This is a genomic window from Chitinophaga niabensis (genome assembly GCF_900129465.1).
Classification (GTDB): Bacteria; Bacteroidota; Bacteroidia; order Chitinophagales; family Chitinophagaceae; genus Chitinophaga; species Chitinophaga niabensis.
In genome coordinates this window covers 156,856-181,617 of the sequence record NZ_FSRA01000002.1, presented here as the reverse complement: position 1 = coordinate 181,617, position 24,762 = coordinate 156,856, and the positions used below count along the sequence as shown (strand labels likewise).

18 protein-coding genes are annotated in these 24,762 nt (G+C 45.9%); 15 read left to right on the top strand and 3 right to left on the bottom strand.

What is annotated here, in order from left to right; all coding sequences use genetic code 11:
- The first annotated feature begins 36 nt into the window (after window positions 1-36).
- Complete coding sequence (locus tag BUR42_RS17665; RefSeq protein ID WP_084185674.1) at window positions 37-1,719, top strand: DUF4082 domain-containing protein; 1,683 nt, start codon at window positions 37-39, stop codon at window positions 1,717-1,719.
- 138 nt (window positions 1,720-1,857) lie between these two features.
- The gene (locus tag BUR42_RS17660) at window positions 1,858-2,463 is read left to right on the top strand and encodes an RNA polymerase sigma factor (protein WP_074240769.1); all 606 of its coding nucleotides are present in this window, start codon (window positions 1,858-1,860) and stop codon (window positions 2,461-2,463) included.
- Here the strand turns inward: BUR42_RS17660 and BUR42_RS17655 are convergent.
- Both BUR42_RS17655 and BUR42_RS17650 read right to left on the bottom strand, forming a co-directional pair.
- Complete coding sequence (locus BUR42_RS17655; protein ID WP_074240768.1) at window positions 2,427-3,329, bottom strand: DMT family transporter; 903 nt, start codon at window positions 3,327-3,329, stop codon at window positions 2,427-2,429. The genes BUR42_RS17660 and BUR42_RS17655 overlap by 37 nt on opposite strands.
- The gene (locus BUR42_RS17650; RefSeq protein WP_074240767.1) at window positions 3,322-3,900 is read right to left on the bottom strand and encodes a J domain-containing protein; all 579 of its coding nucleotides are present in this window, start codon (window positions 3,898-3,900) and stop codon (window positions 3,322-3,324) included. Before BUR42_RS17650 ends, BUR42_RS17655 begins: the two co-directional genes overlap by 8 nt.
- 96 nt (window positions 3,901-3,996) lie before the next feature.
- Between BUR42_RS17650 and BUR42_RS17645 the strand changes: the two genes are divergently transcribed.
- The 10 genes from BUR42_RS17645 to BUR42_RS17600 all read left to right on the top strand — a co-directional run bounded on the left by BUR42_RS17645 (window position 3,997) and on the right by BUR42_RS17600 (window position 18,817).
- Window positions 3,997-4,587, top strand: a complete 591-nt coding sequence (locus BUR42_RS17645; protein WP_074240766.1) for an RNA polymerase sigma factor — start codon at window positions 3,997-3,999, stop codon at window positions 4,585-4,587.
- Between the two features lie 69 nt (window positions 4,588-4,656).
- Window positions 4,657-5,811 carry a FecR family protein gene (locus tag BUR42_RS17640; protein WP_074240765.1) on the top strand — a complete coding sequence of 385 codons (1,155 nt, stop codon included), beginning with the start codon at window positions 4,657-4,659 and terminating at the stop codon, window positions 5,809-5,811.
- Between the two features lie 223 nt (window positions 5,812-6,034).
- Window positions 6,035-9,364: a TonB-dependent receptor gene (locus BUR42_RS17635; RefSeq protein ID WP_074240764.1), complete on the top strand. Its 3,330-nt coding sequence runs from the start codon at window positions 6,035-6,037 to the stop codon at window positions 9,362-9,364.
- An 11-nt stretch (window positions 9,365-9,375) separates the two neighbouring features.
- A complete protein-coding gene (locus BUR42_RS17630; RefSeq protein WP_074240763.1) occupies window positions 9,376-11,064 on the top strand; it encodes a RagB/SusD family nutrient uptake outer membrane protein in 1,689 nt (562 codons plus the stop codon).
- Window positions 11,065-11,066: 2 nt separating this feature from the next.
- A complete protein-coding gene (locus BUR42_RS17625) occupies window positions 11,067-13,460 on the top strand; it encodes a hypothetical protein (protein WP_200798315.1) in 2,394 nt (797 codons plus the stop codon).
- Between the two features lies 1 nt (window position 13,461).
- Window positions 13,462-14,424 carry a hypothetical protein gene (locus BUR42_RS17620; RefSeq protein WP_074240762.1) on the top strand — a complete coding sequence of 321 codons (963 nt, stop codon included), beginning with the start codon at window positions 13,462-13,464 and terminating at the stop codon, window positions 14,422-14,424.
- Window positions 14,425-14,460: 36 nt separating this feature from the next.
- Window positions 14,461-16,242 (top strand): FAD-dependent oxidoreductase, encoded by a 1,782-nt coding sequence (locus BUR42_RS17615; RefSeq protein WP_074243064.1) that lies wholly within the window; start codon window positions 14,461-14,463, stop codon window positions 16,240-16,242.
- Window positions 16,235-17,179 carry an FAD:protein FMN transferase gene (locus BUR42_RS17610; RefSeq protein WP_084185673.1) on the top strand — a complete coding sequence of 315 codons (945 nt, stop codon included), beginning with the start codon at window positions 16,235-16,237 and terminating at the stop codon, window positions 17,177-17,179. Before BUR42_RS17615 ends, BUR42_RS17610 begins: the two co-directional genes overlap by 8 nt.
- A gap of 74 nt (window positions 17,180-17,253) precedes the next feature.
- Window positions 17,254-18,381: a TlpA disulfide reductase family protein gene (locus tag BUR42_RS17605; protein WP_084185672.1), complete on the top strand. Its 1,128-nt coding sequence runs from the start codon at window positions 17,254-17,256 to the stop codon at window positions 18,379-18,381.
- 31 nt (window positions 18,382-18,412) lie between these two features.
- Window positions 18,413-18,817, top strand: a complete 405-nt coding sequence (locus BUR42_RS17600) for a RidA family protein (protein WP_074240760.1) — start codon at window positions 18,413-18,415, stop codon at window positions 18,815-18,817.
- A gap of 35 nt (window positions 18,818-18,852) precedes the next feature.
- Here BUR42_RS17600 and BUR42_RS17595 read toward each other — a convergent pair whose 3' ends face one another.
- Complete coding sequence (locus BUR42_RS17595) at window positions 18,853-19,410, bottom strand: hypothetical protein (protein WP_074240759.1); 558 nt, start codon at window positions 19,408-19,410, stop codon at window positions 18,853-18,855.
- Window positions 19,411-19,538: 128 nt separating this feature from the next.
- On the opposite strand from BUR42_RS17595, the gene BUR42_RS17590 reads away from it, so the two are divergent.
- The 3 genes from BUR42_RS17590 to BUR42_RS17580 all read left to right on the top strand — a co-directional run bounded on the left by BUR42_RS17590 (window position 19,539) and on the right by BUR42_RS17580 (window position 24,761).
- Complete coding sequence (locus BUR42_RS17590) at window positions 19,539-20,120, top strand: RNA polymerase sigma-70 factor (protein WP_074240758.1); 582 nt, start codon at window positions 19,539-19,541, stop codon at window positions 20,118-20,120.
- A 77-nt stretch (window positions 20,121-20,197) separates the two neighbouring features.
- Window positions 20,198-21,340 carry a FecR family protein gene (locus BUR42_RS17585; protein ID WP_074240757.1) on the top strand — a complete coding sequence of 381 codons (1,143 nt, stop codon included), beginning with the start codon at window positions 20,198-20,200 and terminating at the stop codon, window positions 21,338-21,340.
- A 46-nt stretch (window positions 21,341-21,386) separates the two neighbouring features.
- Window positions 21,387-24,761, top strand: coding sequence for a TonB-dependent receptor (locus tag BUR42_RS17580; RefSeq protein WP_084185671.1), 3,375 nt, complete (start codon window positions 21,387-21,389; stop codon window positions 24,759-24,761).
- The last annotated feature ends 1 nt before the right edge of the window (window position 24,762 follow it).

The following is a 24,762-nucleotide window of genomic DNA, read 5'->3' as shown; positions in this document are numbered from 1 at the left end:
GATGTCAATTATAATAACCTAAAAAAACCTTAAAACATGAGAGTTCTGTTTCTATTTTTATTGGCTGGTTGCCTGACAACCAGTTGTAACAAACTGAAAGACCGCGAAAGGGTGAAGCCGGATCTTCTTGCCACCATGGATGAGGAAGATGAGTTCTATAACATATTCACTTCGCAAACGCCTGCCGTATCAGGTAACGACGGCCCCTACGAGTTGGGTACGAAATTCAAGGTCACCAGCCTTGGGCAGATCACACAGATCCGTTATTACAAGACCACAGGAGAAACCGGTACCCACACTGGACGCATATGGTCTGCCGGAGGCACAGTGCTGGCCAGTGTAACCTTTACGGGAGAAACAGCTTCAGGCTGGCAAACCGCAACGCTGAGCACACCCTATGTAACTACGGCGAACACAGTGTATGTAGTAACAGTTAACTCTAACACGGAATACGGTGCTACTGCCAATGGATTGGAAAACGTTGTGACCAATGGACCATTAAGTACGATTGTTGGAGCCAATGGTGTTTTTGGCTCAACCTTAGGAGCGTTTCCTACAGGCACATATCATAGCACCAATTACTTCCGTGATGTTACTTTTGAGGTACTCCCGGATATCAGTGCTCCAACTACTCCCGATTCTGTTACCATTACTGAAAATTATGCCTATGGTCTTGATCTGAGCTGGAAACCTTCTACGGATAACGATGCTGTTACCGGGTACAATGTGTACAACGACACGGTATTACTCGCTTCCGTTTACGGTACCTGGGCTAATATTTATGGATTGACCCCTTCTACCGCCTATAGTATCAAAGTAAGAGCGAGAGATGCAGCAGGCAACCTTTCTGTTGCAAGTACTGCGATCAACATTACTTCAGGCTCAACCAGCAGTGGCTTACGTGGCTGGCAGATAGATTCCACCAATGCAGGATTAAGAGGTAAGGGTATAGATAAGTTAACGCTTCCGCTGTATACCGGGGGGCGTATACCAAGAGGTTCAACCATCAGCATGAAGAAAATAGTAAACCTGGATGTGAGTGAGGGTAATATTATTATTGACAGATGCTGGATCGTTTCTGAAGCCAGTAATGGATGGCCTGTTGGTTCAACGGAGGGTGCAGTGCTGATCAAAGATTCGCATATTGAAGGATCTGGTGGTCTTGGCAGCTATGCGGCACATCCGCAGCAAACTCCACTGGATAAAGACGTGACCTTTTTAAGAGTAGAGGTATCGATCCAGGGAGGAGGATTTTCATTTGGCGGCGCTTCCATTGTGAGAAATTGTCTAATTAATAATCTGCCGGGGGATGGCGGAGATCCAGGAGGTGCAGGCAATCACGTTGACGGAGGTACAAGGCGTATTGGTACTGCTCAATTAAATGTAATAGATAACCACATTGATGTGCGTAGTGCAGGCAACAATGCTACCGGTGCATTCATGATTCAACCAACGTATGGTTTTATTGACAATATCCTGTTGCGTGGTAACCTTTTTGGCGGCGGTGGATATGTTATATCCGCAGGAAACTATACGCCTGATGGAGGCCCTACCCGCTATTATGGTGATCACATTTATATAGATAACAACAGGTTCTATTCCGGGCCGGCATATGGGTACATTTCAACGCAGGGCGCTGCATTGGGAGGATGGACAAATAACTACGTAAATAATCCCGCAAATACGGGTAATATGGGTACAGTTATCACATATCCGTAAACGATTCAGTAGTTTTTCATTAACGAAAAGGGACAGTCAATATGGCTGTCCCTTTTTGTTAATGATTTAATATAATGCCGGAAAATTTGTGAAACATTTATTACTTTTAAGTTAAGACCAGCGCTAGTTCCACAGGATATGCCTCATGTTCTAAATAATGAAAGTGAATTGTTACGTATGCTCGCTTCCGGCGATCAGCATGCATACAAGGCTATATTTGAACATTACTGGGACCCTGTTTACTCCACAGCATTGCTGCTTACCAAATCCCCTGATCTTGCAGAAGACATTGCACAGGATATATTTACGATGGTTTGGGAAAAACGTTCCGGCATGGGCGGGGTGGAGAAGTTTGAAGGTTTCTTATTCGTAGCAGCGAGGAATATGATCTATACCCGCCTTCGTAAACTGGCTTCAGGAGATGCATACAGGCAGCACATCCTGCATTTTTTCCGGGAGCAGGATGAAACATGGGCTAACGGGAGAGCGGAGTTCAAAGAACTGGAGTCTACCATCCTGGAGGCCATACAGCAATTACCTCCCCAGCAGCAGAAAGCTTTTAAATTAAGCCGCTTCGAAGGCATGCGGCATGAAGATATTGCTGTAACTATGGGCGTTTCCAGGATCACCATTAAAAGTTACATCGTACAGGCCATTGCCACACTTCGTAAAACTTTGGACAATCATCCCTCCGGTGTGCTTATTACCTATTGGATTTTCTTTTTCCTCGAAACCTGGGATTGAGTTCGTTTGCTGCTCAGCCAGATACCTGCCAGAACTAATATACCACCTGCCATCTGCAACCAGGTGAATGTATCTTTCAGAAAGATAAAAGCAATGATAGCACCTATTACCGGTATCAGGTTCAGGAAGTTGCCTACCTGAGCTGCAGGCAAACTTTCCAATGCTCTGTTATAGAGAAAGTAGGCCACCGCAGATGCAAAAACACCCAGGTAGATAATGCCCAGCCAGGCTTTGAGTGAAATATCCGGCCATCCGTTATTGCTGATCTCTATTAACGCAAGTGGTATGGAGAGAACGGTACCGATAAACATACTAACCGTTGTGACAAGTATTGTATCCGCATTTTTAAGGCTCCTGGACAGTAAGGTGTAGGTACTCCATAAACAAACGGCACCAACTATCATGGTACTGCCCAGCAATGCATTGGATGATTTTTGCGCGCTGCCCACAAAGCCAACCAGTATAACACCTGTTACAGAAAGCAAAATACCGGCGATGGTCCTTTTGTTTAATTGTTCTTTTAGGATCAATGCAGCGGGCACGGCAATGGCTACAGGAACGAGACCTTCTATCAGTGCACCGGTAGATGCGGCTATGTATTTCATTCCTATGTTGAAGAATAAATAATAGACAGTGGTGCCAACTACTCCCATTAATGCCAGTTTGGGATAGGGTAAAGTTTGCTGTACTTTTCTTCTTCTTGAGAGATAAAAAGGAAGGAGTACCAGGCAGGCAATGATATTTCGTATGACCGCTGAGGTAAGCGGCGGTGCTTTAGTTACCACCATTTTGGTCACCGTGAAGGAGCTGCCCCAGATGAACATCACGAAAACAATGGTAATAATTCCCCGGGTAGTTTTATTCATAAGATGCTGCTGCTGAAATGTGGAGATTGCTGTCTAAGTTAAGATAATTGCTTACTGTTCCGTCCTGGAAGATCACAAAACTTTTGCCGTAGGCCCACATTTCAACACTTCCCTGTTTAGTTGTCCAATGAGGTTTGCCTTGTGCGTTGAGTACCGCTTCTCTTTCTGAGCCTACTGTGAATGTTTCCTGTACACGGGCATTCGCTTCCCAGGGTTTTGAAAAAAGTACCCGGGCAAAAAGGGGGAGAAGAATTAAACAGGCAATTGCGGCTCCGCGGGATCGTCGCCATTTAATTACAGCAGTATCCGGTTGCACTACAACGGGTTCTGGTTCTATAAAAGTATTTTTTGCTGCATAAGAGTAGCGTAACCGGTTGTCATGCCTTTCTTTTGTTAATGGATCACGCAGCTGTTCATAGGCATGCTGAATTTCCCTAAATCTTTCCTCATACAGTTTATTGCCGTTATTAAGATCCGGATGGTATCTTTTAGAGAGCCTGCGGTGGGCTGCTTTTATTTCTTCAGCCCCCGAAAAATCTGCTATCCCCAGGATGGTATAATAATTATGCATGAGAAAATAAATATAGGAAATTATGGATTTCAAACTAATTCGTTATTTTTATCAGGTCTACGTTAAAATGATACAATAATTCCACTATTCCGCTCCATGGAGTCTCCATTCAATGAAAAGGACCTGTTACGGTATGCTGCAGAAGGTAATTCCACGGCATTCGCCACGCTTTTTTCCAACTATAAAGATAAGCTGTATCATTTCCTCCTGCGGGCCAACGGCTCCCCTGAAATGACGGAAGACATCATCCAGGACGTATTCCTGAAACTGTGGAAAGACCGTACCAGCTTGATAAACATAGAGAATTTTGGCGGTTACCTTTACCGTATGGCGCAGAATCATGTGATCAATTCCCTGAAGCGCATGGCCACGGAAACACATATTATCCACGAGTTGAGCCAGAAACTGGAAAATGCCTGCTCCGATGTGGAAGAGCATATTTCCCTGCAGGAGGCGAACAGGAGCCTGCACTATGCACTTAATAAACTTACGCCCAAACAGAAACTGGTATATACCCTCAGCCGGGATAAAGGGCTCCGGCACGATGAGATAGCCAGGTCCCTCAATATTTCCCCTTCCACCGTCAATAATCACCTGATAGAAGCCCTTCGTATTATCCGCAGGCAATTACGGGCCACGCCGGATACCTTTACCGTATTGGTTTATTGCCTCCTTTTCCTTTCCTGAAATTTTTTTTAAAAGAATCTAGGTATATCCTTCCGCCCGATTGTCTATTTATCAGACAAACTATCCATCATGTTGCGAGAACGAATGCAATACCTGCTGGACAGGTATTTTCAAGGTATCTGTACAGAAGAGGAAAAACAGGAACTGGCGCGCGGGATCAACGATCTAAAAGATGATGAGCTGTTAAAACAGCTGGTTGGGAATTCATGGGAACGGTTCCAGCCAACGGAACTGATGCCTGTGGCTGTATCCGAACGGATCCAGGCCGCAGTATTTCCCGTAGAAGAAAAAGTACGGCCTGTATGGTCCAGGAAATGGATGGCGGTTGCGGCATCACTATTATTGATTGTGAGCGCAGGTTTATTTTTTATTAAAAAGCCCGGTCAGCTTCAGCAAAAAGCCCGGATGGCAGAACATACCCGGTATAAAAATGAGGTACCGGCAGGAGGGAATAAAGCTTTGCTCACATTGGGAGATGGTACCGTTATTGAACTGGACAGTGCTGCCAATGGGTTGTTGACGCAACAGGGGAATGCCCGGATCATCAAATTGCCGAATGGCCAACTGGCTTATGAAATGAATGATGCTGGGTCTGGTGAAGTGATGTTTAATACCATGCGCACACCACGTGGGGGGGAATACCGGCTGCAGTTACCGGATGGTTCAAAAGTATGGTTGAATGCAGCTTCATCTATTACTTATCCTAATGTGTTCACAGGAGATACCCGGTCTGTAGAGATCACAGGAGAGGCCTATTTTGAAGTAGCGAAGGATGCTGCCAGGCCTTTTAAAGTACAGGCGGGCAATATGAAAGTGGAGGTGCTGGGCACACATTTTAATATCAATGCTTATCCCGGAGAGCCGGTTATCAGAACCACCCTGCTGGAAGGGGCTGTGCGGATACAGGATGCCATCATGAAACCAGGGCAGCAGGCCAGCCTGGCTGCAACCGGTCAGTTCCGGGTGGAGGATGATGTGGAAACAGATGAAGTAATGGCCTGGAAGAATGGCTTTTTCCAGTTCAATGATGCAGATATGCCTACGGTGATGCGGCAACTTGAGAACTGGTACGACATTACCGTGACCTATGAAGGCCGCGTGCCGCAAAGGAGCTTTGGTGGCGCTATACAGCGTTCTTTACCCTTATCTAAGGTATTGGACATCCTTGAGGAGAATAATGTACGTTTTAAAATAGAAGGAAGAAATATAACCGTTATGAAATAGTTCAGCTGAAAAAAAAGCCAGAAATGCGGGAACATCTCTGGCTGACGCTCAGTTGATAAAAAACAATCGACCAGGACTGCTTCATTATTCAACCAAACAATGCAAATGTATGCAATTAAAATTTATTGCTGTTTGCAAGCGGATAGCGCTTGCTGTACAATTCCACACCGGTGATCCGGATATCGGATGCCGGGTTCGTTGCTCAACCAAAATTCTGTTAGCGATGAAGTTAACAACGCTGCTCCTAACCGTAATATGCCTGAATGTAAGTGCCACTGCCGTATCGCAGACGGTGAGTTTCTCCGGTAAGAATGCCAGACTGAAAACGGTCTTTTCTGCTATCAGAAAGCAGACAGGGTATGTAGTATTTTATGATAATAACCTTATCAAAAGCGCGCAACCAGTTACAATAGCAATGGACCATGTGTCCATAGAAACACTGCTGTCCGCCACGCTGAAAGGCCAGGGGCTCAGTTTTTCCATTACAGATAAAACAATCTCTATCAGGAAGCAGCCGGAACCATTGCCTGTGCAGCCACCGGCGGAACCTCCACCGGCAGCTGTGTCAGGACGTGTGACGGACGATAAAGGTATTCCTCTCCCTGGTGTAACCATTCTTGTGAAAGGTACACAGACGGGAACAACAACAGATGAAAAAGGAGAGTTTAAGTTTGCCCATGTGGATGATCATGCCACACTTGTTTTTACCTATATAGGCTTTGAAAAACAGGAGATTAACCTGGAAGGGAAACGCAGCCTGCAGGTAAAGCTTGCCTTAGCAGATAATACAGCACTGGAAGCGATTGTGGTGGTAGGATATGGTGCCATGAAAAAAAGTGACCTTACCGGTGCGGTTTCTGCCGTGCAGGGAGAAGATATCACCGCACGTAAAACCACACAATTATCCCAGGCACTGCAAGGCTCCATGCCTGGTGTGATGGTGACCCGTGATAATAATGCACCCGGAGCAACAGCAAGGATCAGGGTGAGAGGGATCACTACCATTTCAGGTGCCGGCGCCGATCCATTGATCATCCTGGATGGTGTACCGGTGGATGATATCAACTCCATTAACCCTAACGATGTGGAGAGTGTTTCTGTACTGAAAGATGCAGCTTCTGCTTCCATCTATGGTTCCCGCGCAGCGGCAGGTGTGATCGTAGTTACCTCCAAAAGGTCCAAGGGAAATGCCATGAGCATGGACTATGCATTTGAATATGGTATTGAAAAACCCACTAAACTTCCGGCTTATGTTGATGTGATAAGATATATGCAGATGACGAATGAATTACGTTGGAACGATAATGGGAATAATGCAAATGAATATCCTACTTACCCCAAGGCTACAGTGGATAATTATCTGAATTTGCATGCCCAGAGCCCGGATGAATATCCGAATACGGACTGGCGGGGAATGATATTGCATAACAGCGCGCCAAGGCAAAGTCATATCCTCAGCATCAGCGGGGCAGGAAAATCCGTACGGTCGAGGGTTTCGCTGGGTTATGATAAAACAGATGCGTTGTATGATAACCGTACGTATGAACGGCTTACGGCAAGGATCAACAATGATATCACTATTAACAAGTACCTCTCTTCCAGCGTGGATATCAATTTCCGCCGTTCTATTGTGAAACAGCCCGTTACGGATCCTATGTATAAAATGGGTATCGTTCCGCCACTGTATGCAGCGATGTGGTCAGATGGACGTGTAGGTGCTGGTAAGGATGGCGCAAATATCTACGCGCTTATGAAAAATGGCGGTTTCAGAGATGAATGGTATAACCAGATAGGTGGCCGTGTCAGCGTTGATCTTACCCCCATTGAAGGGTTGAAAATTTCGGCTATTGCATCCCCTTTCCTGAATTATAATAAGAAGAAACTGTTCAACAGAAAGGTTCCTTATACCTCTTTTAATAATCCCAATTCCATTTCAGGTTACATAGAAGGGGCTACAGAAACCAAGCTAACGGAAAACAGAGATGACAGCTACCGGTATACCATGCAGTTCCTTGCTAACTATACCAAACAATTGGGTAAGCATAATATTAACCTGCTGGCTGGTTATGAATACTTTCATGCGTTTAATGAAGACCTGATGGCCTACCGCGGCCAGTATATTTTAGGTTCTTATCCTTACCTGAACCTGGGCCCGCTGGAATTCCGGGACAACTCAGGCGGCGCTTCTGAAAATGCTTACCGTTCCTGGTTTGGAAGGATCATGTATAACTACAAAGATAAATACCTGTTGCAGGCTAATATCCGTTACGATGCTTCTTCCCGTTTTGCACGTGGTTACCGCTGGGGATCTTTTCCATCTGTATCTGCAGGATGGGTGGCGTCCCAGGAGCCTTTCATGCAAAGTACTTCCAGCTGGTTGTCTTTCCTGAAAGTGCGTGCTTCCTGGGGATCGCTGGGTAATGAAAGGATTGGTAATAACTATCCTTACCAGGCTATCCTTTCCTTCGAAAATAATTCCCTCTTCTACAGGGGTAATACTGTTACCTCTGCGCAATCAGCCGCGCAATGGCAATATGCTATCCGTGATATTTCCTGGGAAACCACGCAGTCTTACGACCTGGGTTTAGATGTTAATTTCCTGGATAACAGGCTCCGCTTCACAGGTGATTATTTCAAAAAAACGACCAGGGATATGTTGCTTGAGCTGGAAATACCTGATTTCATAGGTTTTGATAATCCTGATCAGAATACAGGTAAAATGTATACAACAGGCTGGGAATTACAGCTGGGATGGAATGATAAAATAGGTGACTTTACTTACAGCGCTACCGTTAACGTATCTGACTTCCGGTCGAGAATGGGAGATCTTGGGGGTACACAATTCATTGGCGACCAGATTAAGATACAGGGCAGTGAATTCGATGAATGGTATGGATATATATCAGATGGATTATATCAGACACAGGATGAAGTAGATAAATCTGCTAAACTGAATGCCAATGTTAAACCAGGAGATATACGCTATCGCGATATCAGCGGCCCTGCCGGCGTGCCGGATGGGAAGATCTCTCCTGAATATGATCGTGTATTATTAGGTGGTTCTCTGCCACGTTACATGTACGGCGCCAATTTGCAGGGGGGGTATAAGAACTGGACCCTGGGTGTGGTGTTGCAGGGAGTGGGGCATCAGAATTCAAGATTAACGGCAGATATCGTACAGCCTTTGCGCGAGAACTACGGCGCATTCCCGGCTATCCTCGATGGAAATAGCTGGAGTAAGTACAACACGGCGGAACAGAACCTTCGTGTGAAGTATCCCCGTTATTCCAATACTTCAGCCGGTAATAACTACACCATGTCTAACTACTGGCTTATGAACGGAGGTTATTTCCGTCTGAAGAATATTAACCTCAGCTATTCGGTGCCTCGCTGGCTGACGGAGAAAGCACATTTACAGGATGTACGGGTATACGGCGCTGTTTCAGATCTGTTCTCTATACATAATTATCCAAAAGGCTGGGATCCGGAATCAAGCAAGCTGGGTTATCCTATCACTGTATCTTATGTAATTGGTGCATCCGTTAAGTTTTAAAAAGTACTATTATGAAACGCAACATATTAATAGCCGGTATCGGCCTCATTTTTATCACTTCCTGCGGTAGCCTGGACCTGAATCCATTATCAGATGGATCAGGTGAAACATGGAATTCCACTCCGGAGGAAATTGATATGTCCCTCAATGGATTGTATAAGGATGCATTCTGGTTGCAGGACAGTGATGAATGGACAGACGATTTTCTATACCGCGATGCTACCACTCCTATCACAGGTGCTACTATCAACGGAGAAACAGACTTTGTAAAAACCTGGTGGACGAATTCCTATAAAGCGATTGCAAGGGCCAATAACGTGATAATAAGTGTGGGCAGGGCAGCGAAGACCTTATCTCAGGCCCAGATCAGCCGTTATTCCGGTGAGGCGCGTTTTGTACGTGCCTGCCAGTATTCACGCCTGCTCTCCCACTATGGGAATATTGTGTATACGGAATCCACCCTGGATATAGAACAGGCACTGAGCCTTAAACAAACGGATGCTGCCACCGTATTGAAGAGTATCTACGCAGATTTTGATTCTGCTGCATTGTACTTACCTAAAACATATGGGGCAGCGGACCTGAAACGTGCCACTTCCGGTGCTGCACTGGCTATGAAAGCGAGGATCGCTTTACACATGGGCGATATGGCTACTGCCCGTGATGCTGCGAAAGCCTGTATGGATCAGAATGTTTATAAGCTGCATACAGATTTCGGTAACCTCTTTCTCCCCAAAACAAAGAATTCCATCGAAACTATTTTTGGCCTGCCAAGATCTGTGGCCCTGAAAGTAACCTTTGATGACGCGCAGAACTTTGTACCAAGGAATGCCGGAGGCTGGGGTGCTAAAAATCCTTCCTGGGACCTGTTCTGTGCATTCCTTTGTAAAGATGGATTACCGATAGATGAATCGCCGCTTTACGATCCGCGTAAACCTTTCCTGAACCGTGATCCCCGTTGCGCCGCTACCATCATAGAGTTTCAAACCTCTCATCTGGGCTATACTTATCAGCCGCATCCTGATACCCTAAAAGTATGGAAGGATGCAGATCAGAAATATGTAGAGAATAAAGACACCCGCTCCATTGCCATCTTTGCTTCTTTCAACGGACTGAACTGGAAGAAAGGAGTGGATGGAGACTGGCTGCTGAATTCCTGGAAGATAGAACCGGATAAGATCATTATACGTTATGCAGATGTATTACTGATGTATGCGGAAGCAAAAATTGAGTTAAATCAAATAGATCAGTCCGTGAGGGATGCTATAAATATGGTACGTGCAAGAGCATATGGCGTAGCATACACCAATACAGCAGCTTATCCCGCTGTGACATCCAGTGACCAGGCCGCGCTGCGGAAGGCCCTGCGAAATGAAAGGCGTATGGAGTTTGCAAGGGAAGGCATCCGCTATATGGATATCATCCGCTGGAAAATTGCAGACAAAGTTTTGAATATGCCGAACTACGGGATGCTGGACCCTGCAGATCTCCGTACAAAAGTAGTGCAGCCCGGATTGTGGTTCTTCCCGCAAACTACTCCTGTAGATGAAGATGGTGTGGCAGACCTCTCCGCTATGTATAATGCCGGTTATATCAAGGTAGTGGCAGTGCGGAAATTTGATGCTTCACGGCAATACCTTTGGCCAATACCAAGTACAGAAGTATTGATCAGCCATCTTACACAAAATCCTAACTATTAAAAATGATGAGAAAAGGAATCAACGGACTATTGATAGGCTTATGTTTTGCGGCCGGCCCGCTGAAAGCGCAACGTGCTTTCAGCGGGGTTTACCCGCATCTGGCCATGTATAACAAAGAAGGAGAGTGCGGTACCGGAGCAGTAGTGCCATGGGCCGGAAATTTATGGGTGATCACGTATGGGCCGCATCTGCCCAAAGGTTCTTCTGATAAGCTGTATGAGATATCACCTGCGTTAAAACAAACAGTCAGGGACGAAAGCATTGGAGGCACGCCAGCCAACAGGATGATCCATAAAGAAAGTAACCAGCTGTTCATCGGCCCTTATGCTATTGACGGAAAAGGTGGCGTAAGGGTAATCCCTTATACAGCTATGGCTGGCCGCCATACAGGCAATGCACGTCATCTGCAGGACCCGGCAGGTAAGATCTATTATGGTACTATGGAGGAAGGGTTCTATGAAGTGGATGTAAAAACGTTGCAGCCGGTGATGATATCAGAAGATGGAAATACCCGGAAGAACAGTGATCTGTTACCCGGTGCACATGGCAAAGGACTGTATTCCGGTCAGGGTGTAATGATCTATTCCAACAATGGAGAACAGGGTCCAAAGGCTTTGACAGATTTTGATATTGAATCAGGTTCTTTGTCTGAATGGGATGGAAAGAACTGGAAAGTAGTTCGCCGCAACCAGTTTGTGGAGGTGACCGGCCCTGGTGGTATCAATGGTAATCCACATCCTGCAACAGATCCCATCTGGGCTACAGGCTGGGATTATAAATCCGTATTACTGGGTGTACGTGATGCCGGGAAATGGCATTTTTACAGGTTACCCAAAGCCAGCCATAGTTATGATGGCGCACATGGATGGAATACAGAATGGCCAAGGATACGTGATATCGGAACTGCACAGAAGCCGGATTACCTGATGACCATGCATGGCATGTTCTGGCGTTTTCCCGGGAGTTTTTCTGCTGTTAACACAGCCGGTATCCGTCCGCGTTCTGCTTATCTGAAAGTGATCGGTGATTATACCCGCTGGAATGAGCAGTTGGTTTTTGGTTGTGATGATTCCGCGCAGAAAGAATTTCTCAATAAACGTAAAGCGAAAGGAAGTATTGAAGGGCCGGGTGAGTCCAATTCCAATCTATGGTTCACTTCCTTTAACCTGCCTGATCAATTGGGGCCCGTTACTGCAGAAGGTGCCATTTGGGTAGAAGAGGATATAAAGGCCAACGAACCTTCCGATCCTTTCCTGTTTGCTGGCTGGAAACACCGTTCTGCATGGGTGCAGAACAATGGGAAGGTTCCCGTAACATTTACCTTCGAAACTGATAATGGAAATGGACACTGGGTTAAAATTAACCTCCAAACTATTACCTTAGCTCCGGGAGCTGCAACTCCTGTATTCTTTCCGGCAAACATGCCGGGAGAGTGGATCCGCGTGAAAACGAACAATGCCACCAACGCTACCCTGCAGTTCTGTTATGCAGCAGATGATGCCCGCAGTACAAAACCTGCAGCAATATTCAATGGCCTCAGTAAAATAACAGGAACTGCAGCATCAGAGGGTTTATTGTATGCGCTGGGAGATGATCGCCGTACATTGGGGCTTAGCACTGCTCATGGATATTATGAACTGGATGAGAAAATGGCATTGGTGAAAAAGGAAGATGCAGTGATGGATCAGTTCATCAAAAGCAAGTTCGCTATTCCTGAACAGCCGGTTATGATAGATGAAGCATCAGTACTGGTAGTTGATGATAAGGGCCGCCGCTGGCGTTTACCCTTGGGGAATGATGCGTTCACAGGAACCAGTCTGCGTGTTTGCAGAGAAGTCGCTACAGAACGTGATCTGTTCAACTGCCATGGAACTTTTTATGAACTGCCTGCTGAAAATGCAGATGGATATGCCAAGATCAGACCAGTATCCTCCCATTCCTTCCGGATCAAAGATTATGCTTCCTACAGAGGTTTACTGATCCTTACAGGAATTGACGGGCAGGTAAAAGGGAATGATCATCTTATTTATTCCGGTGATGGAAAGGCAGCAGTATGGGCCGGGGTAATAGATGATCTGTGGAAAATGGGTAAACCCATAGGGCATGGTGGTCCCTGGAAAAACACTGATGTAAAGAGCGGCGTGCCTTCTGATCCTTACCTCATCGGATTTTATGACGACCGCAGTTTAAAATTATCTCATGCTGCAAAACAGCCTGTTACCTTTACGATAGAAGCAGACCCTGTTGGTACCGGTAAGTGGATGAAGTATAAAGAAATAACCGTAGCGCCGGGAGAAACGTTTACCCATCATTTTCCCGCAGGTATCCAGGCGCGCTGGATCAGGTTCAGTAGTAACAGCGATTGCAAAGCAACTGCTTTGCTGGAATATAAATAGTATGCAGAGGATCCTTACAGGCATCTTATTATTCTTATGCAGCCTTGCCCATGGGCAGACTGAACGTGTATACCTGACAGCAGAGAAGGATACTTTAAAGCTCGCATTGGATAATGAAGGCAGGCCCCTGTATTACTTCCGGAATATTTATACGCCTGTATGTAACACAGGGGAATGCAAACCCGTATATATCAATTTTTACTGGGACCTCTTGGGCAACTATACCCGTTTTACTATGCCGGCCAATGAAGTGCTGACCAAAACAGATCACCGGGAGTTCCAGGAGAAGGACTATGCCAAATTGCAGGAGATCATTGCAAAAGAAACCTCCATCTTCTCTGAATTAAAAATGGAAGACCTGGTGGTAAAAGGCACGGAAAAGATCTCTGATTCTGTAGATGTGAAAACCGGCGCCACGCTTAAAACAATTAAGAATGAAGTAATAGAGGGAGCTGTTTTTACCTGTTATACGCTCTGGCATCTTGCACATGGAAAGATCACGAAAGAGATCTCCGGCATTACGGAAACCTTAACAGATACTACTTTACTGCACAACTTCCTGCAAAGTAAGAACCACCATTACCAGTACTGGGCAATGGATAAAGTGATGGATGCTACCGGCCATGTTACAGCGGCTTATGAAGATGATATTATCCGGATCATTGAAGGGAATAACATTTTCACGGCGAAGTATGCCCTGCAGAAAGCAAACGCCGATTTTTTTGCGGACAGGCAGCTGTGGCTTTGGGAAACAGCCGACAAAGCGGTATACCCCCTGCAAATGGCTATCTATAAAAAGATGGCAGCCCTGGTGCTTACGGATAAGGTAGCACTGGCGGTGGCGAAATCACTCACGGGCAACCAGGAACAGGTGAAAAGCAAACTGGCTATCCTCGCAGCGCAGCCCCAATTGTCGCAGGCTGTAAAAGATCAGCTGGGCCCTTATGCAAAGGACATTCAATAAATGGATCATAAAAAAACATTCAAACTGAAAATGGATATGAAACGAAATCTGATGATTCTTTTCCTCTTCATCACATTCCATGCTACTGCACAGCGGTATGTTTATGTAGAAGCGGAATCCTTTGAAAACAAAGGTGGCTGGGTAGTGGATCAGCAATCATTTGTAGTGATCGGTTCTTCTTACCTGATGGCGCATGGTATGGGAAAACCCGTAAAAGATGCAAGCACCACTGTAACGTTTCCTGCAAAAGGGAAGTACAGGATGTGGGTGAGAACAAAAGACTGGGCGCCATTCCCTACCGGGCCGGGTAAATTCACCATCTGGCTGGATGGCAAACAGGCAGGGCAGGTATTTGGTGAAAGCGGCGATGTTGCCTGGAAATGGTATGATGCCGGTATGGTAGATGTTCAGAATGAAAAGGTACAGATCAGCTTAAAAGACCTGACAGGATTTAATGGCCGTTGTGATGCGCTGTTCTTTACAGATGCACCTAAATTCACACCACCCAATAAACTGGAAGACCTGAATGCGCTGCGCCGCAAACTATTACATCAATCAGCAGCACCGGGTGACGGCGGGCATTATGATCTTGTGGTGATCGGTGGTGGCATAGCTGGGACCTGCGCTGCTATCTCTGCAGCCCGCATGGGTTTGAAAACCGCACTGATACAAGACAGGCCTGTGCTGGGAGGAAATAACAGCTCAGAAGTACGGGTACACCTGATGGGAGATGTTGATAAAAACCACTATCCCAAACTGGGCCGTATTGTAAGGGAAATGGACAATGGTGATCCGGGTAATGGTAACCCTGATGCAAAGGAATACGGAGATGCCAGGAAGATCCAGATCGTGAAAGCAGAAAAGAACCTTTCTCTCTTCCTTAACACCCATGTGTATAAACTGGAGAAAGAAAAAGATAAGATCATTGCTGTAACAGGCAGGGATATTTCTACCAATAAAGAATTACGTTTTACAGGTACTTACTTCTCCGATTGCACAGGCGATGGAACAGTTGGTTATTTAGCCGGTGCAGACTTCCGTATGGGCAGGGAAAGTAAAGCCGAAACAGGAGAGTCGCTCGCGGCTGAAAAGTCAGACAGCTTTACACTCGGTACTTCCAATCTCTGGTCTTCTGTAGAAAGGGATACTGTTTCTTCTTTCCCTGAAACGCCCTGGGCTATGCAATTCTCTGATGAGTATCATATAGATCAAACGAAATCAGATTGGGAGTGGGAAACCGGTTTTGGTAATTTTAATACCATTACGGATGCGGAAAAGATCCGCGATCATAACCTGCGTGCTATTTATGGCAACTGGTCTTATCTGAAAAAGAGCAAGGCAGAGAAGTATGGAAAACAGGAACTGGCATGGGTTGCCTATATCGGTGGTAAGCGGGAATCGCGGCGCATCATTGGAGATCACATCCTCACACAGATGGATATCCAGGAAGGAAAATTATATCCTGACGGCAGCGTAACCGCTACCTGGACGATTGACCTGCATTTCCCGGATGCCAGGAACAGCAAGTACTTTGAAGGGCAGGAGTTTTTTGCCAGCACCAAACACATCAAAGTAGCGCCTTACACCATTCCTTACCGTTGTCTTTATTCAAAGAACATCAGCAACCTGTTTATGGCAGGCCGTAATATCAGCACTACACACGTTGCATTTGGCAGTACGCGTGTAATGCGTACCTGTGGCATGATGGGAGAAGTGGTGGGCTTTGCGGCCTCCGTGGCTAAGAAATACAAAACTTCCCCGAGAGGTGTTTACCAGCAGCATTTACCGGAACTCATGAATATCCTGAAAGGTGAATAACCTGCTGTTGCTGTTTTATATATCCGGTGTGCTGCATGCCCCCGAAGTGCGCTTTGAAGGAACCGCACAGGGAACTACTTACCATATCAGCTACCTTGATGAGGAACAACGTAACCTGAAGGTACAGGTTGATTCCATCTTCACGGAGATCGATAAAAGTTTATCTACTTACCGGACTGATTCCGAGATCTCGACCTTTAACCAGTTCGGGGCCTTTCGGTTTCAGTCCGTTCATTTTTACCCCGTACTGCAAAAAGCTTACGAAGTTTACAAAGCTACCAATGGTGCTTTTGACCCCACTATCATGCCATTAACGGAAGCTTACCGCAAGGGTAAAGCTACCGGCAAACCCTGGTTACACCAGGTGGATTCCCTGCTTCAGTATGTTGGTTTTCAATACATTACTTTTGATAAGGAAACGGTGCAGAGTTCAAAAGAACATGTGCGGTTGGACCTTGATGGTATTGCGCAGGGATATACGGTTGATGTGATCGCTGCTTTCCTGGAAACAAAGGGGATCGTTGATTATGTGGTAGAGGTGGGAGGAGAGTTACGCTGCACCAATACCAGAACTGTGAGCATTGAAGACCCCACACAGCCTGATGGCCGTTTAGCTTTACTGAAATTGAATAACCTGTCTATGACCACTGCTGGTAATTATAATGATCATTATTCTACAGGTGGGCAAACCTTCAATCATATCCTGCATCCCAAAAAAGGCATTATACAAAGTGACCTGCTGAGTGTGACCATCATTGCAAAAGATGGTATTACAGCGGATGCTTATGATACGGCCTGTATCGTACTTGGGTTGGAAGAGACCAAAAAGCTGCTGGCAGAACATCCCGAACTGGATGCCTATCTCGTATACCGTGGAACGGGTGGGGCACCGAAAGTATTTATGACGGAGGGGGTGAAGCGGATGCTGGTGAACTAACCCCTTAGTTGTATTTGAATATCCTTAACGTTTATTGGCGTTTGTTTTGGTCTTTTGGAGGCAAACTATACATTATGTCTCTAATTCGACTTACAACAGCATTATTACTGATCCTTTGTGTGAGAGGAATGGCGCAGGAGAAAAAGGGATTCACCATTTCCGGAAAGATAGATGGTATCGGCAACACCAAAGTATTGTTAGGAAGCAAACCTAATGGTTATTCGAGCCTGAGAGTACGGTACATTGATTCCTGTATGAGCGTCAATGACCATTTCACTTTTAAAGGGCATATTGATGAGCTTGATTTTTATGCAATTGAGGTACCTGGCAAATCAAAGGACTACGTTTATTTTATCCTTGGTAACAATGAGATAAAGATAACAGGCAGCAAGGATTCGATACAGCGATCCATCGTTACCGGATCGCCTCAGTATGATATCTATAAGCGCTATATGCAGGAGGTGTATAATCCTCTTGTTAAAGAAGTGGATGCATATGACCCTATAATTGATAGCTTAAGATTAGCGGGGGATCTCGATGAAGCAAAACGGATCCATAGCGAAATTATCAGGCCTTATGAAAGAAGGATAGCCGCCAATCTGTACAGGTTTGTTGAAGAGAACCCCACTGGTTTTGCTGCGCTTTATGAATTGAATAGCTTTTCGATCCGCTTACCGGTTGATAGTACAAAGAAGTATTTCTCAGGACTATCTGAAGAACTGAAGGGAAGTTCGATGGGTAAAATGCTGAAATACTGGCTTTTTGAATATCCGGAATTGATCGGGGAAAGACATAGCATGTTTGATTTGGATATGCCGGACACGGCAAACCATGTACGGGAGCTTTCGGAATTCCGTGGAAAATATGTACTGCTCTATTTTTGGGCAAGCGGGTCTGGACCCAGCCTGGATGAACTGCCCGAAGTTAAAAGGATAGATAATCTCTACAGATCGAAGGGATTACAGGTGTTAGGGATTTCGCTGGATACGAAAAAAGATCTGTGGACACAGGCAATCATTAAGCATAATATTACCTGGCCTGATCTGTCTGATCTGCAAGGAACAGATGGTATATTGCCAACAGGCTTGCAAATAACAACTCTTCCTGCAAGATATTTAATAGGCCCCGGGGGAAATATCATTTTGAAAAAGGTTTCACTGCCAGAGATAGAAAAGTTCCTGCAAAGAAAGCTGGTTAATTGATCAATGGCACAAAGATTGTTGCCTGTTTACCATGGGAAACTTAAAAATAGAACACATCAATCCGGATGGACTAATTAAGAATCCGGCATTCACTAATGTTGTTACCGTTCAGGGGAACGCAAAAACAATATATATAGGAGAGATCAATGCCAATAACGAAGCGGGAGAAGTTATCGGCAAAGACATGAAAACGCAGACGGAGCAAGTGCTGAAGAACATAGGCACTGCTTTGCAGGCGGCCGGCGCAGATTGGGAGAATTTAATTAAGTGGACGATCTATGTTCTGCAGGGGCAGGATATACGACCGGGGTTTGAAGCTTTTCAGAAGATTTGGGGAAACAGGCCCAACCCGCCATTAATAACTGTGATGTTTGTTGCAGCCCTTGGGCGGCCGGAACATTTGGTAGGCATAGAAGCTATTGCTGTTGTGCCTTAAATAGAGAAGGGCTATCCATGGGTAGCCCTTCTCTATTATTTTGCCTTTAAAAACCCATCCGGCCTGTTTAACCCCTGTGGTAATAACCCCATTTGTTTTGCCGCTGTTTGGCTGACGGGATCCAGTTGTACGAGTTCCGGAATTTGTATGATGCTTACTTTGTTCCTCAGTAAGTCGCCATGGGCAGCAAAGGAAATGAGATTTCCTTTTCGTTCTATGTCCTCTCCGGAAAAGCTGAAATGTTTAACCTGCTGGTTATGAATAGAGCAGATGTATATTTTATGCTTTTCCTGATAAATAAAAATCAGGTGGCCGTTATACCACTCCAGCAGCAGGCAGAAACAACCAAATACGGGATTGTAGGTTTCGGGAGTCCAGTTGAAAACCTCTCCGTTTTCCATTATTCTAAGTAAATGATAAGCCCAGCCATCTGATTCCAGCCAGGCTAACTTTTCTTCGTTAACAGCAATATCCTGTTCGAAAATACGGCATTGATCTCCATGTATGTTTTGCCATTTTATGGCGCCATCTTTTATTTCAGGACGCAAATTTTCCTGTTCGAGGACCTTTATTATTCTTTCAGCGGGATTCATTGAACTAATATAGCTAATTGGGTCAGAAAATTTTAGCTCGTTGCATTAACGATTTAGCATTAAGTTTGCAGTAGATAGAATTCACTGACTTACGTTAATACATCACCCAAAATTAAAAACCTACGTAGATGGGTTCCGCTAATTTACAATTCCACAGTGATGAGGAACTGTTGCTTATGCTGCAGAGCGGGGAACATCATGCTTTCCGGGAAATATATAAAAGGTACTGGGATAAACTGCTTTATATAGCAGGCAAAAAACTGGGCGATCTCTCTGAAGCAGAAAGCATTGTGCAAGACGTATTTGTTGACCTTTGGCAACGCCGTGAAACCCTGGAAATACGGGAGCAGCTGGCAGGATATCTTGTTGTGGCGGTAAGGTACCGCATCCTGAACTTCCTTGCCCGGCAGCATAAAGCCGAAGTTTATCTCCGGGATACCGCCCGCAGCTTATCTCCCGCAGACCATTCTACCGAAGAGTGGCTGGGGTTCGAGGAATTGAAGGGCTGGCTGGAGAAAATAGTGGCGGCTCTTCCTGAGAAGTGCCAGCTTGCTTACAGGCTCCGGGGGGAAGGGTACAGCCAGCGGGAAATAGCCCGGTACATGAAAGTTTCTGAAAAAACAGTGGAAACCCATATCAGCCGCGCTCTTAAGATCCTGCGTTCCGGCCTGGGGCAGCTTATCTCGCGGATGTGGATGTTATTCTTTTAATCCCCCTGAAAAAAATTTCTTCTTCCATTCAGGGAAAACTCCTTTTCAATTGACCTTGTATCAGAAACCCTTTGCTGATGCAAGACCATTCCACGAATAAACGTTATCAAGAACTGGCCCGAAAGCAATTGCAGGGCACGATCTCCCCTGATGAGGCTGCTGAGCTGGCCCAATGGCTGGCGCATGATGATGGGCAATTCCTGGAAGTGCCTCCTGCTATGGCTGAAAGCCGTGAGCTTCACGAGAAAAGATTGCTGGGTGCTATAGAGCAGAATATTGGCTGGAGAAGATCCGCCCGTATCCGCACTTTCAGGACGGTTGCAACTGCAGCTGCCGTATTGCTGGTAGCTGTTCTTGGCTGGTGGCTTTTAAAACCGTCTCCTTCCATCCCTGCTGCTGTTCCCCTCGCAGAAAATAGTAATAATGACCGTGCCCCCGGTGGCAACCGTGCTGTATTAACGCTTGGTAATGGCCAGCGCATTGTATTGGATAGTGCGTCTAACGGCACGCTTTTTAACCAGGGAGGAATACAGTGTGTGAAACTGGATAGCGGAAGCCTGGCCTATAATATGGGTGGCGCATCTGATGAAGTGCAGATACATACGCTTTCCACACCTGTAGGCGGACAGTTCAGGATCACGTTATCCGATGGTACCAGCGTTTGGCTGAATGCGGCTTCTACGCTTAGATTCCCTTCTTCTTTCAGCGGGCAGGACCGGTCTGTGGAAATTACCGGCGAGGCTTATTTTGAAGTGGCGCGCAACGAGCATATGCCTTTCAAAGTTGCTTTCAATGGTAACTCCGTTGAGGTACTGGGAACTCATTTCAATGTGATGGCTTATGCTGATGAAGCTAAAAGTAAAGTAACCCTCCTTGAAGGCAGTGTAGCTGTCAGTAATCTTTCAGGCCGGCATATCCTTAAACCCGGTATGCAGGCACTCGTTGGCAACACCATCACTATGAGCCGGGCTAATGTGGAAGAAGCTGTAGCCTGGAAGAATGGTCTTTTCATTTTTGATAATGAGGACATTCACAGCATCATGCGCAAACTCTCCCGCTGGTACAATATAAAGCCTGAATACACTGGTGAAATGCAGGGCTTAACTTTCTCCGGTACCGTGTCTCGTTACGGCAATGTTTCCGGAGTGCTCAATATGCTGGAAATGACTGAAAGCGTTCGTTTCGGACTGAAAGGTACTACTATACAAGTTTCTCGTTAATCCTCTATATGCGCAACAATATACCATAACAACCAAAAAGTTTGCTATGCAACGGTTCCACACATTGAAATTCCTATTATACGGAAAGCTGACTTTCGCGTTATGCATGATGGCATTCATGCAAGTGAGGGCATCTGCATTTGCCCAATTGGTCACGCTGAACGTAAAGAACACTTCCATTGAAGTAGTGTTGAAAGAACTGAAAAGACAAAGCGGTTACAAGCTGCTGTACAATGATGCCCAGCTGGCATCCACCAAACCTGTCAGCATTTCCGTTGAAAAGGCTACGGTGGAAGAAGTGCTGGACCTCTGTTTTGCAGGTCAGCCGCTGGATTATGCCATCCGTGAAAATACGATCGTGGTGAAGCCCAGGAGCAATAGTGCTCAGCAGGTTTTCTCCGTGAAGGGAAAAGTGGTGGGAGAGAGCCAGGAGCCGCTTCCTGGTGTGAATATAGCAGTAAAAGGTACTTCCAAAGGTACAGTTACCCGTGAGGATGGAAGCTATGTGCTATCAGTGCCGCTGGGAACTGAAACACTTGTGTTCTCTTTCATCGGATACATTAGCCAGGAAATACCTATTCAGAGGCGGTCTACCGTTGATGCGAAATTAGCGGTGGAAAACAAGGCACTGACTACACTGGTGGTAGTGGGTTATGGTGTGCAAAAGAAAGCCACCCTTACCGGATCTGTGGCGGCAGTTACCAATGCAGAGATCAATACCACTAAAAACGAAAATGTGCTGAATATGCTAACGGGTAAAGTTCCCGGTCTCCGCATTGTACAGAATAGCAGTGAACCGGGCTCTTTCGACAATAACTTCGATATCCGTGGTTTTGGTGCGCCGCTCATGATCATAGATGGTATTCCCCGCGATAACATTGCGCGCCTCGATCCTAACGATATAGAAAATATTTCGGTACTGAAAGATGCATCTGCTGCTGTATATGGCGTACGTGCCGCAAATGGCGTGATACTGGTGACCACCAAACGTGGTAAGATAGGACGCCAGCTTACCTACAACGGAAGCTATACCTGGCAAAAACCTTCCGGCCTGCCGCGCTCCCTGGATGCGATCGGTTATATGACCCTCGTGAATGAGAAGCTGATGCATAATGTAAATGGCGGCCGCCTGGCATATACCGATGCTGATTTCGACGCTTACCGTAATGGTTCCAAACAAAGTACGGACTGGTATACGCCTACCATAAAGGATGTGGTTCCGCAGATGCAACACAACCTCAATGCTTCCGGTGGCAGTGAAGATATCAGTTATTATGTGAGCCTCGGATACACAGAACAGCAGGGTTTCCTCAGAAGCGGTGATCTTAATTATAAACGCTATAACGTACGCTCCAATATTACCGGCAAAGTAACACGGGATATTACTGTAGACCTAAACATAAACGGCATCTTCGATCAGAAGAACCAGCCCTACCAGGATAGCTGGTGGATCATCCGTTCCTTCTGGCGCCAGAATCCACTCGAGCCGGTATATGCTAACAATAATCCTGACTATTTAGCACATACGCCTGTAGATGGTACGAACCCGGTGGCTATGTCAAATAAAGATATCTCAGGGTATAAACAATTCCTGAACAGGTGGTTCCAGTCATCTGTATCCGCTACTTACCAGGTGCCTTTTCTTGCCGGGTTAAAGTTTAAAGGGATGTACAGCTACGATTACAACAGCTACACCAATAAACTCTATCAAAGGGAATACAATCAATATACTTATGATGCGGCTTCGAATGCTTATACCGCAAGGCCACAGCAATCACCTTCCAGTTTACGAAGGGAATACTATGAGCGGCCTAACAGTTTGTTCCAGCTGTCTGCCAGTTATGATCATAAGTTCAACTCAGTGCATGATGTGAGCGCGTTGATATTGTACGAGAACAGTGTGCGTTCAGGAGATAACTTCTACGCTATGCGGGAACTTTCCCTGGCAGTGGATCAGTTAATGGCGGGCAACAGTACCAATCAGCAGGGGAATATGTCGTCTTCCCTCAATGATCTTTACCGCAATGCCAACCGTGCACTGGTAGGCAGAATAAATTATGCATTCAAATCCAAATACCTGCTGGAAGCAAGTTTTCGCCGTGATGGATCATCTAAATTCCCTGGAGATAAACAGTTTGGTTTCTTTCCGGGAGTGTCCGCAGGATGGAGGGTTTCAGAAGAAGGATTCTGGAAGAATAGTCCGGCATTACGCATGATCGATAACCTGAAGATCCGTGCGTCTTATGGTGAGTTGGGTGATGATGGGGCTGCTGCATACCAGTTTATTACAGGATACACTTATCCTGCTTCCGGCGACAATAACCAGCTGCCCCCGGGACATATCTTCGACGATGAGTTTATCAACGGGCTGCAAAGTAAAGGGATCCCCAATCCTTTCATTACCTGGTTCGTAGCTAAAACCACAAACTTTGGCATCGATATCAATGCATGGAGAGGAATGCTCGGCCTTACTGTGGATATCTTCCGCAGAGACGGAACAGGTTTGCTGACCACCCGTGCACAAAGCCTGCCGGGGGTTGTGGGAGCAAACCTTCCCCAGGAAAACCTCAACAGCAACCGCTCACAGGGGATAGAACTGGAGATCAACCATGGCAATAAAATAGGAGATTTCGAGTACTATGCGAAAGCCATCTATTCTTACACCCGTACCCGCAACCGTTTTGTAGAGCGTTCCGCAGCGGGTAATTCTTACGAGAACTGGCGGCAGAATTCTAATAACCGGTTTAATAATGCCCGATGGGGCCTTGGTGCCGGTGGCCGTTTTGAGTCCTGGCAAAGTATCCTGGACAGTAAGAATTATGTGGGAAGAGGTACGCTGCCCGGTGACTATGCTTATGAAGACTGGAATGGCGATGGTATGATCAGCGACCTTGATGTACACCCCATTGCTTATAACGGCATTCCCCTGGTTAATTATGGGCTTATGCTTGGAGGCTCCTGGAAAGGGGTGGACTTCAATTGCCTTTTCCAGGGTTCCGATATGGTGAATATCGGATATAATGAACAACTGCGTGAATCTTTATGGGGTGGTGGTAGCGGCCTGGCTTTGTTCCTGGACAGATGGCATCCAGCAGATCCCAAAGCTGATCCTTATGATCCGAATACACAATGGATACCCGGGAAGTATGGGTACACAGGTACTGTGCCTGATGAGAACTCTGCTTTCAACGTACAGAATGCTGCTTATTTAAGGCTGAAGAGTGCAGAGGTCGGTTATTCACTTCCTGAAAGGATAGCTACGAGGATAGGGCTTAAAGGTGTGAGGGCTTTTGTGAATGGATACAACCTGATCACCATCACTGATATAAAGTATGTAGACCCTGAGCACCCTGCTACTTTGTACAGCTACCTGTACCCACTCAACAGGACTTTCTCCGTAGGTCTGAACGTTAAATTTTAAT